This window comes from Limnohabitans sp. G3-2, assembly GCF_002778275.1.
In the GTDB taxonomy this organism is placed as follows: domain Bacteria; phylum Pseudomonadota; class Gammaproteobacteria; order Burkholderiales; family Burkholderiaceae_C; genus Limnohabitans_A.
Genome location: NZ_NESG01000002.1, coordinates 139,158 through 153,466 on the forward strand (window position 1 = coordinate 139,158; position 14,309 = coordinate 153,466).

At 62.1% G+C, this 14,309-nt stretch carries 12 protein-coding genes; 3 read left to right on the plus strand and 9 right to left on the minus strand.

The genetic code is table 11. From position 1 onward, the window contains the following. Positions 1 to 201: 201 nt before the first annotated feature. A complete protein-coding gene (gene pyk, locus B9Z31_RS02800) occupies positions 202 to 1,635 on the minus strand; it encodes a pyruvate kinase (RefSeq protein ID WP_100118048.1) in 1,434 nt (477 codons plus the stop codon). Positions 1,636 to 1,867: 232 nt separating this feature from the next. Between pyk and B9Z31_RS02805 the strand changes: the two genes are divergently transcribed. Continuing rightward, positions 1,868 to 2,983, plus strand: coding sequence for a fatty acid desaturase (locus B9Z31_RS02805; protein WP_100118049.1), 1,116 nt, complete (start codon positions 1,868 to 1,870; stop codon positions 2,981 to 2,983). Between the two features lie 155 nt (positions 2,984 to 3,138). On the opposite strand, the gene B9Z31_RS02810 is transcribed toward B9Z31_RS02805, so the two are convergent. From B9Z31_RS02810 to B9Z31_RS02835, 6 genes are all read right to left on the minus strand, one after another. Beyond that, complete coding sequence (locus B9Z31_RS02810) at positions 3,139 to 4,332, minus strand: phosphoglycerate kinase (protein ID WP_100118050.1); 1,194 nt, start codon at positions 4,330 to 4,332, stop codon at positions 3,139 to 3,141. Between the two features lie 303 nt (positions 4,333 to 4,635). Then, positions 4,636 to 4,971, minus strand: a complete 336-nt coding sequence (locus tag B9Z31_RS02815; protein WP_100118051.1) for an AzlD domain-containing protein — start codon at positions 4,969 to 4,971, stop codon at positions 4,636 to 4,638. Further along, a complete protein-coding gene (locus B9Z31_RS02820; RefSeq protein ID WP_100118052.1) occupies positions 4,968 to 5,699 on the minus strand; it encodes an AzlC family ABC transporter permease in 732 nt (243 codons plus the stop codon). The genes B9Z31_RS02815 and B9Z31_RS02820 overlap by 4 nt, the downstream gene beginning before the upstream one ends. Further along, entirely contained in the window at positions 5,699 to 6,673 is a 975-nt protein-coding gene (gene fmt / locus B9Z31_RS02825) for a methionyl-tRNA formyltransferase (protein WP_100118053.1), read from the minus strand. Before fmt ends, B9Z31_RS02820 begins: the two co-directional genes overlap by 1 nt. A gap of 5 nt (positions 6,674 to 6,678) precedes the next feature. Further along, positions 6,679 to 7,185 (minus strand): peptide deformylase, encoded by a 507-nt coding sequence (gene def, locus B9Z31_RS02830; RefSeq protein ID WP_100118054.1) that lies wholly within the window; start codon positions 7,183 to 7,185, stop codon positions 6,679 to 6,681. Positions 7,186 to 7,276: 91 nt separating this feature from the next. After that, positions 7,277 to 8,929 carry a phosphoethanolamine transferase gene (locus tag B9Z31_RS02835; protein WP_233200669.1) on the minus strand — a complete coding sequence of 551 codons (1,653 nt, stop codon included), beginning with the start codon at positions 8,927 to 8,929 and terminating at the stop codon, positions 7,277 to 7,279. A 219-nt stretch (positions 8,930 to 9,148) separates the two neighbouring features. Between B9Z31_RS02835 and B9Z31_RS02840 the strand changes: the two genes are divergently transcribed. Together B9Z31_RS02840 and dprA are read left to right on the plus strand one after the other, a co-directional pair. After that, a complete protein-coding gene (locus B9Z31_RS02840) occupies positions 9,149 to 9,877 on the plus strand; it encodes a phosphatase PAP2 family protein (protein WP_100118055.1) in 729 nt (242 codons plus the stop codon). A 106-nt stretch (positions 9,878 to 9,983) separates the two neighbouring features. Further along, on the plus strand, positions 9,984 to 11,141 hold the full coding sequence (gene dprA, locus B9Z31_RS02845; protein ID WP_100118056.1) for a DNA-processing protein DprA: 1,158 nt from the start codon (positions 9,984 to 9,986) through the stop codon (positions 11,139 to 11,141). Between the two features lie 304 nt (positions 11,142 to 11,445). Here the strand turns inward: dprA and secF are convergent, their stop codons facing one another. Together secF and secD are read right to left on the minus strand one after the other, a co-directional pair. Then, positions 11,446 to 12,396 carry a protein translocase subunit SecF gene (secF, locus tag B9Z31_RS02855; protein WP_100118058.1) on the minus strand — a complete coding sequence of 317 codons (951 nt, stop codon included), beginning with the start codon at positions 12,394 to 12,396 and terminating at the stop codon, positions 11,446 to 11,448. 12 nt (positions 12,397 to 12,408) lie between these two features. Beyond that, complete coding sequence (secD, locus tag B9Z31_RS02860; RefSeq protein ID WP_100118059.1) at positions 12,409 to 14,289, minus strand: protein translocase subunit SecD; 1,881 nt, start codon at positions 14,287 to 14,289, stop codon at positions 12,409 to 12,411. Between the last annotated feature and the right edge of the window lie 20 nt (positions 14,290 to 14,309).

Consider the following 14,309-nt stretch of genomic DNA (forward strand, 5'->3'; position numbering starts at 1 on the left):
TGCTTGCGGCCCGAGTTTGTACCCGGCCTGTAACTGTGGAGGATTTTAATGGCCTCGGCTGTTGGGTACAGAGACTGGGTGGGAGCCGGTACAGAGACTGGGTGGGAGCGCGCCCCCGCGCGCGAATGCATTCGGCCGCAGGGGCGGCCTCCCACAAGGGAGGGCATTCGGCCGCAGGGGCGGCCGCCTACAGGGCCAGGGTCAAGCCACCTTGCAAATTTTCAGCATGTTGGTGCCGCCGGGCGAGCCCATGGGCTCGCCGCAGGTGATGGCGTACACGTCGCCCGAACTCACAATGCCACGCTTTTTCAGGTGGGTTTCAGCCTCGGCCAAGGCCGTGTCGCGGTCCGCGCTGGTGTCCATCAGCAAAGGGCTGACGTTGCGGAACAAGGCCATCTTGCGCTGTGACGACAGCTTGGTGGTCAGGGCATAGATCGGGATGTGCACCCGGCGACGGCTCATCCACAAGGCGGTCGAGCCCGACTCGGTCATGGCCACAATGGCCTTCGCGCCCAGATGGCTGGCGGTGAACAAAGCGCCCATGGCGATGGACTGGTCAATGCGGCTGAAGGTCTGGCCTTTGAAATCGGCATCGATTTCCAGGTCCTCCGCACCTTCTGCAGCCAAACAGATCTTGGCCATCTCTTCCACCGTCTCCAGCGGGAATTTGCCTGCGGCCGTTTCGGCGCTCAGCATCACGGCGTCGGTGCCGTCCAGCACCGCGTTGGCCACATCGGACACCTCGGCGCGGGTAGGCACGGGGTTGGTGATCATGCTTTCCATCATCTGGGTGGCGGTGATGACGACTTTGTCGTGCACCTTGGCCAGCTTGATCATGCGTTTTTGCAGCGCTGGAACGGCCGCATTGCCCACTTCCACCGCCAAATCGCCCCGGGCGACCATGATGCCGTCGCTGGCCAACAGGATGCTTTCCAGGTGAGGAATGGCTTCAGCGCGTTCTATTTTGGCAATCAGCCCTGGCTTGTGGCCGTATTCGGCGCCCGCCACATTGCACAGTTGGCGGGCCATTTCCATGTCGGTGGCGTTTTTGGGGAAGCTCACGGCCACGTAGTCGGCGCGCAGGCTCATGGCGGTTTTGATGTCGTCCATGTCCTTGGCGGTCAGCGCGGGCGCGGTGAGGCCGCCACCTTGTTTGTTGATGCCCTTGTTGTTGGACAGCTCGCCACCGAGCTTGACGGTGGTGTGCACCTGCTCGCCCTTGACCGCATTCACGGTCAGCACGATCAGTCCGTCGTTGAGCAGCAAGACATCGCCAGCTTTGACGTCACGGGGCAATTCTTTGTAATCCAGGCCCACGCCCTGCAGATCACCCGGCTCGGTGCGAGAAGCATCCAGCACAAAGGGAGCCCCCGGCTCGAGCATGACCTTGCCCTCAGCGAACTTGCCCACGCGGATTTTGGGGCCCTGCAGGTCGGCCATGATGGCCACTTCGCGGCCCGCACGGTGAGAAGCCTCACGCACCAGCGCGGCGCGGTCCACGTGGTCTTGCGCCTTGCCGTGGCTGAAATTGAGCCGAACCACGTTCACACCAGCCCGAATCATGGCTTCGAGCAGTGCGGGATCGCTGGAAGCAGGGCCTAAGGTGGCAACAATCTTGGTAGCGCGACGGGACATTCAATGCTCTCCATGTAATTTGATTTCAATTCTCACACGGAATCGGTTACAGGCCGGGTTCTTTCCTGCCCCTTCCCCTGATGGGAAACCCCAATGGGCCGGGCCCCACGCCCCCCAAGGCAAGGGAGGGCGCACCGAATCCCCTGCCAAGCCGACCCTCATTGATCCTTGTCAGCCCAGCGCGGGGGCAGGGCGACTAAACTCGGGACCAGTTTGTCAAATCTCAAGCGCCATGACTGCCCTACCCACCACGACCACCGAACAACCCATTGGCTTGGACCAGCCCCTGCCGCACCGCAAAACCTTGCGCGAGTGGCTGATTCCCCTTTCCGGGCGCAGCACGGTTCGGGCTTTCGCTCTCTTGGTGCTGGATTACGCTTTGTTTTTCGCCTTGATCACAGGCACGGTCGCCCTGGACGCGATGTGGGCCAAACTGCTTTGCGCCCTGGCCGCCGGCTTTGTGATCGGGCGCCTGTTCATCATTGGCCATGACGCTTGTCACCAAAGCCTGACACCCCACCGCGAACTGAACAAAGTGCTGGGCCGCATCGCGTTTTTGCCATCGCTCACGCCTTACAGCTTGTGGGACACCGGCCACAACGTGGTGCACCACGGGTATACCAACCTCAAAGGCGTGGACTTTGTCTGGACGCCGCTGACGGCGGCCGAATTTGAAGCCTTGAGCCCCATGCAAAAGTGGCTGGAGCGCGCGTACCGCAGTGGCTGGGCGCCCGGCCTGTATTACATGATCGAGATCTGGTGGAAGCGCGAGTTCTTCCCCAACAAAACCCACATGCCCACGCGCCGCCCGATCTTTTTCAAGGACAGCCTCTTGGTCACCCTGTTTGGCGCGTTCTGGATCGCCACCATCGCCGCTGCGGCGGTCTACACCGGTCAGTCGGTTTGGCTGTCGCTGTTGCTGGGTTTTGCCGTGCCCTTCTTCTTCTGGAACAGCATGATCGGCTTCGTGGTTTATGTGCACCACACGCACGTGAAAGTGTCCTGGCACGACAACAAAGCCGCCTGGACCAAGGCCGCGCCCTTCGTGTCGACCACCGTGCACCTGACCTTCCCCTTCAACATCGGCGGCATGATGCACCACATCATGGAGCACACCGCTCACCACGTGGACATGAGCATCCCCTTGTACCGTTTGAAGCAGGCACAAACCAAGCTTGAAGAAATGCTGCCCGGCCGCATCATCGTGCAAGCCTTCTCGTGGAAGTGGTACTTTGAAACCGCCAAGAACTGCAAGATGTACGACTTCAGCCGCGAATGCTGGACCGACTTCAAGGGCAATATGACCAGCCCGGTGCGCGGTAATTTGCCCACTTCGGCCCAAGCCTGATCAGGCCTTCGCATCCAACAACAAAAAACCCCGCGATGCGGGGTTTTTTGTTGGGCGATCGTTTGTGTGAGGCTGCCCCTGCGGCCGATTACATGCTGTGGCCCCGGCTGGCATTCGCGAGCAGGGGCTCGCTCCCACAAGAAGTGGGAACACGGTTAGACAGCTGCGCGTTTGGCCAGAATCTCAAAAGCAGGCAAAGTCTTGCCTTCCAAGATCTCTAGGAACGCACCGCCGCCCGTCGAGATGTAGCCCACCTGCTTTTCAATGCCGTATTTGGCAATCGCGGCCAGCGTGTCGCCACCGCCCGCGATGCTGAAGGCGCTGGACTCGGCGATCGCCTGGGCGATCACCTTGGTGCCGTTTTCGAAGGCGGCAAACTCGAACACTCCGACCGGGCCGTTCCACACAATGGTGCCGGCTTGCTTGAGCTGCGCGGCCAGTTTGGCGGCGGTCTCAGGCCCGATGTCCAAAATCATGTCGTCGTCCGCCACCTCGGTGGCTTTCTTCACCGTGGCCACGGCGTCGACTGCAAAGGTCTTGGCCACCACCACATCGGTCGGGATCGGCACTTCGGCGCCACGCGCCTTCATAGCTTCGATCACGGCTTTGGCCTCGTCCACCAAGTCGGCCTCGGCCAAGCTCTTGCCGATCTTCAGGCCCGCCGCCAGCATGAAGGTGTTGGCGATGCCGCCGCCCACAATGAGCTGGTCCACGTTTTGCGACAGGCTCTTCAAGATGGTCAGCTTGGTGGACACTTTGCTGCCCGCCACGATGGCCGCCAGCGGGCGCTTCGGGTTGGCCAAGGCCTTGCCAATGGCGTCGATCTCGGCGGCCAGCAAAGGGCCGGCGCAAGCGATGGGCGCGAACTGGGCGATGCCGTAGGTGGTGCCTTCGGCGCGGTGGGCGGTGCCAAAAGCGTCGTTCACATAGATGTCGCACAGCTGGGCCATTTGGCGGGCCAGCGCTTCGTTGTTCTTTTTCTCGCCTTGGTTGACGCGGCAGTTCTCGAGCAGCACCACTTGGCCAGGGGCGACGGTCACGCCGTCCACCCAGTTGGCGATCAGCGGCACATCACGGCCGAGCAACTCACCCAAGCGCTTGGCCACAGGGGCGAGCGAGTCTTCGGGCTTGAACTCGCCCTCGGTGGGGCGGCCCAGGTGGCTGGTCACCATGACAGCGGCTCCGGCCGCCAGCGCCATCTGAATGCAAGGCACGCTGGCGCGGATGCGGGTGTCTTCGGTGATGCTGCCGTCATCGGCTTGCGGTACGTTCAGGTCGGCACGGATGAAAACACGTTGGCCCGCAGCTTTGCCGCTGGCGCACAGATCAGAAAAACGGATGACGTTCATGGAGGGACTTGTCCTGTATCGGGGAAATGGGCTTGATTTTAAAAGCAGTGGCTACAAGGCAGGACCATGGCCACAAGGCAGGACTCTGACTAAATGGCCGGGCCCTGACCAAATGGCCGGATCCTGACTTTGTAGGAGGCTGCCCCTGCAGCCGAATGTTTGAAAGGGCACAGCACACATTCGCGAGCAGGGGCTCGCTCCTACAGAGACAAGGCCTGGCTATGACTACAAGGCCTGGCTATGACTACAAGGCAGAACCCTGACCAAATGGCCGGACCCTGACTTTGTAGGCCGCTGGCCGGCTTACCAGCCCCAGCCGAGGTGCAAAGGCAGGTACACCGCCATGCCCGCGAGGATGGTGACCAGCACGTCGCGCCGCCAAAAGTAAGCCGCTACCCCCACGGCGGCCGCATACAGGCGGGCGTCTTGCCATGTGCTGACCAGTTCACCCTGCACGGTGATGATTTCCGGAATGACCACGGCCGACAGGGCGGCAATGGGTGCGTACTGCAAACCCCGCTGGGCCCAATGCGGCAGTTGCCAGGACTGGCTGGAGATGAAAAAGAAGCTGCGCGCCACCACCGTGACCACGGCCAAGCCAACGATCACGCCCAAAGACCACAAATCGGTGCCGTTCATGACGCCCCCTGCGGTACAGGCCGGATTTTCTCGACCGTCAGGCACAAGATCACCGCCACCGCAATCGCCACCACGATGTTGAGCTTGAGCGGCAAATGGTAGGCGGCAACAGCGGCTGCGCCCGCCACCGCCGCGGACAAAATGCGCATGCGCGAGCTGGCCAGCGAACACTGGATACCGAGCAAACACAAGATGCCTGCAAAACCCAAACCCCATTCGGGCGGGATCAAATGGGCCAAGCCGATGCCCAGCAAACTGGCCACGATCCAGCTGGTCCAGTTCAAGAAGTAGTTGCCCGCCAAATAGGCCTCTTGCCCTGTGCGCTCGCTGTCGCTGACACCGGGGTGCGGGTAATGCCGTGTGAACAGCACATAACTGATGTCGGCGGTGAAGTAGCCGTGGCACATGCGCTGCCAGCGCGGCAAATGCATCAGATACGGCCGCAAGTGCAGGCTGAAGACCACAAAGCGCAGGTTCACACAAAAACCGGTCGCCAAAATCACCCAAGCTGGCGCCCCGGCCACCAACAGTGGAATGGCCGCCAGCTGCGAGCTGCCCGCGAACACCAGCAAGGTCATGGCCACGGCCTCGAACACGCTCATGCCCGACTTGACCATGGCCACCCCGGTCATCAGGCCCCAGGCCGCCACGCCGGGCGCTTGCGGGGCCAGGTCGCGCAGGCCTTGCCAGAACTCGGCGCGGCGGTAGAGCGTGGGCCGGAAAAACATCAAGCCACCAGGCGTTGGCCCGGCTGCAAGGGGCAACCGCGCAAAAAGTCGGCCGCACCCAGGCGCTTGCCGCCGGGGCGCTGCAACTGCGTCAAGCACAGCTGGCCCTCACCGCAGGCCACGCGCACGCCAGAGGCATCGGCGCTGAGCACGGTGCCCGGCTGGACCGTCTCTGCGGCGGTCTTCTCGGCCGCTTCGGCCACGGCTTGCCACAGCTTGAGGGTTTCCACACCCGAGGCGGTGGCCAGCGGCACGGTCATGCCCGGAAACGGGTCAAACGCCCGGATGCGCCGCGCCAGCACCTCGGCGCTCAAGGCCCAGTCGAGGGCCGCTTCGGCTTTGTCGATCTTGTGGGCGTAGTTCACGCCCTCCAAGGGCTGGGGCTGGCGGGGCAGCTGGTCCAAACTGGCCAGTGCCTGCACGATGGCTTGCCCTCCCAGATCGGCCAAGCGCTCGTGCAGCACGGCCGTGGTGTCATGGGGCGCGATGCGGCAAGGCAGGACCAGCAGCATGTCACCCGTGTCCAGGCCCGCATCCATTTGCATGATGGTGATGCCGGTTTGCGTGTCGCCCGCCTCAATGGCGCGGTGAATCGGCGCCGCACCCCGCCAGCGCGGCAACAATGAAGCGTGGATGTTCAGGCAGCCCCGAGGCGGCAAGTCCAGCACCCACTGCGGCAGGATCAAGCCGTAGGCGGCCACGATCATGGCGTCCGCCTTGGCGTCCAGCAGGGTCTGGCGGGCGGCTGCGGCGTCTTCGGGGTACTTGCCCTCCAGCCGCAGGCTGCGTGGCTGGGCCACGGGCACGGCATGGTCCAAAGCCCACTGTTTGACGGGGGAGGGCTGCAACTTCATGCCGCGCCCGGCGGGCCGATCGGGTTGGGTCAGCACCAGCACGATCTCGTGACCGGCCGCATGCAGGGCCACAAGGGCCGTTTGGGCAAATTCGGGCGTGCCCGCAAAAATCAAGCGCATCCGGTTCAGCGCTCGGCTTTTTGGGCTTTGATCAGTTTGGTCTTGATTCGACCTTGCTTGAGCGGGGAGAGGTACTCCACAAACACCTTGCCCATGAGGTGGTCCAGTTCGTGTTGAATGCAAATGGCCAACATGCCTTCAGCGTCAATCTGGCGGCTTTTCCCGTCACGGTCCAAGGCGGTGACCTTGACTTGCGTGGCCCGCGCCACCCCATCGTAAATGCCGGGTACCGACAGGCAACCCTCTTCGCCCTTGACGCGTTCCTCGTTCATCCAGGTGATTTCGGGGTTGATCAGCACCAAGGGCTGGTTGCGTTCTTCCGAGGTATCGATCACCACCAGGCGCTCATGCACATCGATCTGCGTGGCCGCCAAACCAATGCCGCTGGCCTCGTACATGGTCTCCAGCATGTCGTCGATCAAAGCGTGCACGCGGGCATCCACCGCTTGCACAGGTTTGGCCACCTTGTGCAGGCGAGGATCGGGGTAGCAAAGAATAGGGAGCAGGGCCATGGCGTCAAAACAAAGATGAATTCAGAGCCGTATTGTCCCCAATTTCTCAAGCGCCTGCCGCCAGCCGGGCGCACAGGCTCTGGGTTGAGCTTCAGCGCCCGTCAGCACAGGCCGAAAAGAGGTTCAACGCCGGCTTGGTCAGCTGGGTGCTGACCTGCGCCAAGCCCAGCAGCGAGTGAAAGAGGTGGTCGTGCGACAGGGGCTTGGCACTTTGCGCTTGCAAGCAATTCATGCCCCAATGGCGTTCCCTTTGCAGAGGTTTGGACAACCACACCAGCATGGGCACATGGGTCTGCTCTTTGGGGGCCAAGCTGTAGGGCATGCCATGCAGGTACAGGCCCTTCTCGCCCAAGGACTCCCCATGATCGGACAGGTAGATGAGCGCGGTGGGGCGCGACTGGGTTTGCAGCCACTTCACCGTTTTGGCAATGAAGTGGTCGGTGTAGACGATCGAGTTGTCGTACGCATTGACGATCTGCTCGGGTGGGCAATTTTGCAGGGCATGGCTGCTGCATTCGGGCTGGAAGGTCTTCATCCCCTTGGGCGAGCGCTTGTAATACGCCGGGCCGTGGCTGCCCATCTGGTGCATCACCACCACCGTGCCTTGGGCCCGTTTGGCAGGGTCCAAGGCCGCCAGTTGCTTGGGCAACTCGTGCAGCATGACCTCGTCGAGGCATTCGCCGCTGGCGCAATACTCAGGCACCTTCAGCGCCGTGGTGACCACATTCGGCACCCGGTCGCACACCCCTTTGCAGCCCGACTGGTTGTCCAGCCACAGCACCGCCATGCCGGCACGCTGCAGCACATCCAACACGCTCTCGTAGCGGTCTTTGCTGCTCTCGTAAGCTGTTTTGCCCAGATGTGAAAACATGCATGGCACCGAGGCCTGGGTGCTGGTGCCGCACGACTTGACGTCCGAGAAATAGACCAAGTCACCCTGCGCCTGCAGTTGGCGCAGCTGCGGCGTGGTGTCTCTGGCGTAGCCGCCCAGGCCAAAATTGGCGGCGCGGGCGGTCTCACCCAAAATCAAAACCACCAAGGGCGCGGTGGCCTCGCTGGTCGGCACCTTGAGCAATTTGGCGTCTTCGCCGATGGCCCGCAAAGGCTTGGTGGCTTGCGCGGCTTGGCCCACCGTCAACAAGGTCACCGCGTACAGGCTGTTGAACGGGTTGATCATGTAGCGCAGTTGCTTGTGGCTGCGGGTGAGGGAAGCAATGTCTTGGAACGACATCCAAAACACACCCAAGGCCACCAAAAATGCCACCAAGCCCACACCCAGTTGCCGGCCGATCAATGACCGGGCGGGCACCGAGCGGATGGGTTGACGCCAAAGCCACACCCCCGGCAAAACCACCCCCAGCATGAGCGCCGCCAACATCGGCCACGAGAGCAAATCGCGCACTTCACGCACATCGGTTTGGACCACATTGGCCAGCATGCTGGAATCGATGACCACACCGTAGGTCAGCATGAAGTAGCTGCTGGACGTCACCGTGACCAGCATCGCCAAACCTGCAGGCTTGAGCCACCGGGGCCAGACCCATAAACTCAGGAACCAACCCAGCAAAGCCAACAAGATCAGCCACAAGCTGCCCATGGTGCTCAGCGCACGCATGCCCTGGGTTTCGGGCAATTGCCAGATCGCCATCCAAAATGGCAAATTGCCGACCGTCGCCAGCCACACAACCAGGACCGCCAGCAAGCGCGTGGGGTGCCAGGCTGTGCGCGGTGTAAGAAGGTTCATGACGTGGGTGCCTCGAGATGCAAATGGGCTCGATTCTAGACAGGGCAGATGAGCAGGCGCTGAAGCCCCGCGCAAATGCGGACTTCAACCCGTCTGAGAAGAGGTGATCAAACACGCTTACAGTCAGCACTGTTGCGTTGACGCCGCGCTGTGGCTTGCCACCCACTTGGCAGCGCTGGCCCCAACACCCGACCCTTTTGTCCAATTGATTTTTCTTTCATGAGCCCAGCACCCCGGTATGCCCCGCCCAGCGATTTGTCGCCAACCCGCCGTTTAGGGCTGATCACTTGGGTCACGCTGATGGGCTTGTTCGCTTGGGATGCTTCGGGTCTCGACATGGGCCTGATGCAGGTCATTGCCGACAGCCAAGGCTTCAAACTTCGTGACAACTGGTGGCTGGAAACCGTTTTGCACACGCGCGCCAAACAATTGGCGATCGTGGTGTATCTGGGCCTGATGGTCATGGTCTGGTGGCCGCAAAGCCTGCTCCGCCAATTGACGCGCTGGCAACGTTCGGAAATCGTGGTGGGCATCACGCTGAGCCTGATCACCATCAGCACCCTCAAAAGCTTCAGTCTGACCAGCTGCCCCTGGGAGTTGCAAGCCTTCGGCGGCCCGGCGGCCCATGTCTCTCACTGGCTTTGGGGCTTGGCCGATGGGGGCTCGGGCCGGTGCTTCCCCGGCGGTCATGTGTCGTCAGCATTCGCCTTTCTTGCAGTGGCATTGCCTTGGCTGGTGTCCGATGCGACAGCCCAACGCAAAACGGGGCTGCGCATTTTGGGCCTTGTATTGGGCATGGGTTTCTTGCTGGGCCTGACCCAGACACTCAGAGGCGCCCACTTCCCCAGTCACACCCTGTGGACAGGCTTCATCTGCTGGGGCGTGGCTTTGGCCAACCATTTCGTCTTTGGATGGTTCGTCAAGCGGCGTGCGGCCCTTGCACCTTAAGGCCACGGCCTGAATTTTTTGCACGCACGCCAGCGCTAGGCAAGGCCTCCCGTTTGGCCCACAATGCGGCCACAGACAGCCTCAAAGGCTGCACAGGGAGACAGCGATGGTGAACACATCCGAAGAGGTGGCGGCTTGGTTGCGCCTGGCACTGAGCCCCGGCGTGGGGCCCGAAACAGCGCGTCGCTTGCTGGCCGCCTGGGGGCAACCCAGCGCCATCTTTGCGCAAACCGAAAGCGCCTTGGGCCAAGTCGTCTCGGCCCTGCAAGCCCAAGCGCTGTGTGAAGCCCCGGCAGGCTGGCGCGAATTGAGCGAGGACACTTGGCGCTGGCTGCAGGCGTCCACCGAGCCGGGCATGGCCCGCGCCCTGATCACTTTGGGTGACCCCGACTACCCCGCCGCCTTGCTGGAAATTCCAGACCCGCCGCTGATGCTCTATGCCTTGGGGCAAGTCGGCGCGCTGCGCCAGCTGGACGTCGGGCAAAGCGTGGCCATGGTGGGCAGCCGCAACCCCACACCCCAAGGCCTCCTCAATGCCCGCGAATTCGCACGCAGCTTGGCCGCGAGCGGTCTGACCATCGTCTCGGGTTTGGCGCTGGGTGTTGACGGTGCCGCCCATGAAGGGGCCCTGCTGGGGGCGGCGGCCCCCGGATGGGGCGGGGCGCTGCCCACCATCGCCGTGGTGGGCACAGGCCTGGACCGGGTCTATCCCCGCCAGCACCGCGATCTGGCGCGCCAGATTGCCCAGCAGGGGGTGCTCCTGAGCGAATACCCCTTGGGCACACCGCCCCTGGCGCCCAACTTTCCGCGCCGCAACCGCTTGATATCGGGTTTGTCGCAAGCCACCTTGGTGGTCGAAGCGGCTTTGCAGTCGGGCTCGCTCATCACGGCCAAACAAGCCTTGGAGCAAGGCCGCGACGTCATGGCCATCCCCGGCTCGATCCATGCCACCCAGTCCAAGGGCTGTCACCTGCTCATCAAGCAAGGCGCCAAGCTGGTCGAGTCGGCGCAAGACGTTCTGGAGGAGTTGCAGGGGCCCGGCCGTGTGACGCAGGCACCGCTGGCGCTCACGCCGACCACCGAAGAGCTGCCAGAAGACGCCTTGCTGAGCGCGCTCGGCCATGACCCGGTGAGTCTGGACGCTCTGCAAGCGCGCTGCGGACTGCCCACAGCCGGGCTGCAAGCCCAATTGCTGGAGCTGGAATTGCTGGGTCAAGTGGCGCGCCTGCCCGGAGGGCTGTTTCAGCGGCTGGTTTGCGCATAGGCAGCAGGCCTCAGTCCGGACATGCACCCCCACTGCTGCTGTGGGAGCGAGCCCCTGCTCGCGAATGCAAGCGCAGCGCTCACGCCCCTTCCCGCACCAACACCGAACCACTCTTCGGCTGCAGGGGCAGCCTCCCACAACATCTGAGCCTGGTGCCTGCCCCTGTTTTGTGGGAGCAAGCCCCTGCTCGCGATCAAACAAGCGTGGAGCACCACCATTCGGCCGCAGGGGCGGCCTGCCGCAAAGAGGGTGGCATCAAACGCAAAAAAGGGCCACACGTGGCCCTTTTTTGTATCCAGGTCGCTCAGACGACCGCGCCCGAATTCTCGTCGTTCGGATCGATGTCTTTCTTGAGCGGTTTGATCAGGTCTTCGCGTTGCAAGCCCAACCACATGGCAATGGCCGCCGCCACGAAGACCGACGAGTAAATGCCAAACAAAATGCCGATGGTCAGCGCCATGGCGAAGTAGTGCAGGGTCTCGCCACCGAACAGCAGCATGGACAAGACCATGATCTGGGTCGAGCCGTGGGTGATGATGGTGCGGCTGATGGTGGACGTGATCGCGTTGTCGATGATCTCGACGGTGTTCATCTTGCGGTAGCGGCGGAAGTTCTCGCGGATTCGGTCAAAAATCACCACCGACTCGTTGACCGAGTAACCCAGCACGGCCAGCACCGCGGCCAGCACCGCGAGTGAAAACTCCCACTGGAAATAGGCAAAGAAGCCCAAGATGATGATCACGTCGTGCAAGTTGGCGATGATGGCCGAGACGGCGAACTTCCACTCAAAGCGGATCGCCAAATAAACCATGATGCCGACCACCACAAAGGCCAATGCTTTGAGGCCATCTTCCGCCAGCTCGTCACCCACTTGCGGGCCCACAAACTCGGTGCGGCGCAGCGTGACATCGGGGTCACCCGCTTTGAGCGCCGACAAGACTTTCTCGCTTTGCTGGGCCGAGCTCACGCCTTTTTGCGCGGGCAATCGGATCATCACGTCGCGCGCAGAGCCAAAGTTTTGCACCTGCACTTCTGAAAAGCCCAAGGTGGCGACCGTGCCGCGCACCTTTTGCAGGTCGGCGGGCTGGCTGTAGCTCACCTCCATCAAGGTGCCGCCCGTGAACTCCACCGACAGGTGCAGGCCACGGCTGAACAGGAAAAAGACCGCCAAAGCAAACGTCACGAAGGAAATCACGTTGAAGACCAACGCGTGCTTCATGAACGGAATGTCTTTTCTGATTTTGAACAATTCCATGGTCTTTTCCCCTTAGTCGGCTTTCACCGCAGTGCCAGCCTCAGGCCGCCACACCGTGCCGATCGATACCGATTTGAGTTTTTTCTTGCCGCCGTACCAGAGGTTGACCAGCCCACGCGAGAAGAAGACCGCCGAGAACATGCTGGTCAAAATACCGATGCAGTGCACCACAGCAAAGCCGCGCACCGGGCCGGAGCCAAAAGCCAGCAAGGCCACGCCCGCGATCAGCGTCGTGATGTTGGAGTCAAAAATCGTGGCCCAAGCGCGGTCGTAGCCGGCGTGGATCGCCGCCTGTGGGCTGACCCCGTTGCGCAGCTCTTCACGCACACGCTCGTTGATCAGCACGTTCGAGTCAATCGCCATGCCCAGCGCCAGCGCCATCGCGGCCATGCCGGGCAGCGTCAGGGTGGCCTGCAGCATCGACAAAATCGCCACCAAGAACAACAGGTTCACGCCCAGCGCGATGCCGGAGAACAAACCGAACACAGCGTAGTAAATGGCCATGAAGGCCACGATCACCAGGAAACCCCAGGTCACGCTGTTGAAACCTTTGGCAATGTTCTCCGCACCCAGGCTCGGGCCGATGGTGCGCTCTTCGATGATCTCCATCGGCGCGGCCAGCGAGCCCGCACGCAGCAGCAGCGCGGTGTCGTTGGCCTCGGCCGTGGTCATGCGGCCCGAAATCTGCACGCGTCCCCCGCCAATTTCGGCGCGGATCACGGGGGCGGTCACGACTTCGCCCTTGCCCTTTTCGAACAAGATGATGGCCATGCGCTTGCCCACGTTGTCGCGCGTCACATCCTTGAAGATGCGGGCGCCCTTGGCGTCGAGCGTCAGGTTGACCACGGGCTCCTGCGTCTGGCCGTCAAAACCCGGCTGGGCGTCGGTCAGGTTGTCGCCCGTGAGCACCACCTGTTTCTTGACGATCAAGGGGCGGCCATCGCGCTCCAAATAACGCTCAGCGCCAAAAGGCACGATGCCGCCCGCTTGCTCTGCGGCACGCGCTTCGGTGCTCTCGTCGACCATGCGCACTTCCAGGGTGGCGGTGCGGCCCAAAATGTCTTTGGCCTTGGCCGTGTCCTGCACGCCGGGCAACTGCACCACGATGCGGTCCAGACCCTGCTGCTGGATCACCGGCTCGGCCACGCCCAGCTCGTTGATCCGGTTGTGCAGCGTGGTGATGTTTTGCTTCAAAGCCTGCTCTTGCACTTTGCGTGCGGCTTCGGGTTTGATGCTGGCGGTCAGGCGGAACTCGCTGCCATCGGCGGCTTCTTGCGATTGCAAGTCGGCAAACTGCTCAGACAACACGCGTTTGGCGGCTTCGAGCTGTTTGGCATCGCGCAGACGAATCTCGATGCTTTGGCCATTGCGGCTGATGCCGCCATGGCGCACATCTTTCTCGCGCAGCAAGCTGCGCAGGTCACCCGTGATGGACTCCACCTTTTGCGTCAACGCCGCTTGCATGTCCACTTGCAGCATGAAGTGCACGCCACCGCGCAGGTCCAAACCCAAATACATGGGCGAGGCGTGCAATGCGGTCAACCAAGCCGGTGAACGCGACACCAAATTGAGTGCCACCACAAACTGTGGGTCTGCACCTTCGGGCGTCAGCGCCTTCTGGATGGCATCTTTGGCTTTCAGCTGCTCGTCGGTGCTTTGAAAGCGGGCCCGGATCGAGCCGCCCTCCAGCGATACCGTTTGGGCAGTCACCGCAGCGGTTTTGAGTGCGTCCTCGACCTTTTGCAGTGTCGAAGTGTCCACCTTGATGGTCGCCTTGCTCGAAGACACCTGCACCGCAGGGGCTTCACCAAAAAAGTTGGGCAGGGTGTAAACCACCCCCAGCAACATGGCGATCACGAGGATCGCGTACTTCCATACCGGGTAACGGTTCATAGTGACTCGCGTGCAGGGTG

What these genes read in the sequence shown, in the direction of transcription:
- pyk (WP_100118048.1), bottom strand. Translation starts at nt 1,635, where the DNA reads ATGTCCCGTCGCGCTACCAAGATTGTTGCCACCTTAGGCCCTGCTTCC.
- B9Z31_RS02805 (WP_100118049.1), top strand. Translation starts at nt 1,868, where the DNA reads ATGACTGCCCTACCCACCACGACCACCGAACAACCCATTGGCTTGGAC.
- B9Z31_RS02810 (WP_100118050.1), bottom strand. Translation starts at nt 4,332, where the DNA reads ATGAACGTCATCCGTTTTTCTGATCTGTGCGCCAGCGGCAAAGCTGCG.
- B9Z31_RS02815 (WP_100118051.1), bottom strand. Translation starts at nt 4,971, where the DNA reads ATGAACGGCACCGATTTGTGGTCTTTGGGCGTGATCGTTGGCTTGGCC.
- B9Z31_RS02820 (WP_100118052.1), bottom strand. Translation starts at nt 5,699, where the DNA reads ATGTTTTTCCGGCCCACGCTCTACCGCCGCGCCGAGTTCTGGCAAGGC.
- fmt (WP_100118053.1), bottom strand. Translation starts at nt 6,673, where the DNA reads ATGCGCTTGATTTTTGCGGGCACGCCCGAATTTGCCCAAACGGCCCTT.
- def (WP_100118054.1), bottom strand. Translation starts at nt 7,185, where the DNA reads ATGGCCCTGCTCCCTATTCTTTGCTACCCCGATCCTCGCCTGCACAAG.
- B9Z31_RS02835 (WP_233200669.1), bottom strand. Translation starts at nt 8,929, where the DNA reads ATGAACCTTCTTACACCGCGCACAGCCTGGCACCCCACGCGCTTGCTG.
- B9Z31_RS02840 (WP_100118055.1), top strand. Translation starts at nt 9,149, where the DNA reads ATGAGCCCAGCACCCCGGTATGCCCCGCCCAGCGATTTGTCGCCAACC.
- dprA (WP_100118056.1), top strand. Translation starts at nt 9,984, where the DNA reads ATGGTGAACACATCCGAAGAGGTGGCGGCTTGGTTGCGCCTGGCACTG.
- secF (WP_100118058.1), bottom strand. Translation starts at nt 12,396, where the DNA reads ATGGAATTGTTCAAAATCAGAAAAGACATTCCGTTCATGAAGCACGCG.
- secD (WP_100118059.1), bottom strand. Translation starts at nt 14,289, where the DNA reads ATGAACCGTTACCCGGTATGGAAGTACGCGATCCTCGTGATCGCCATG.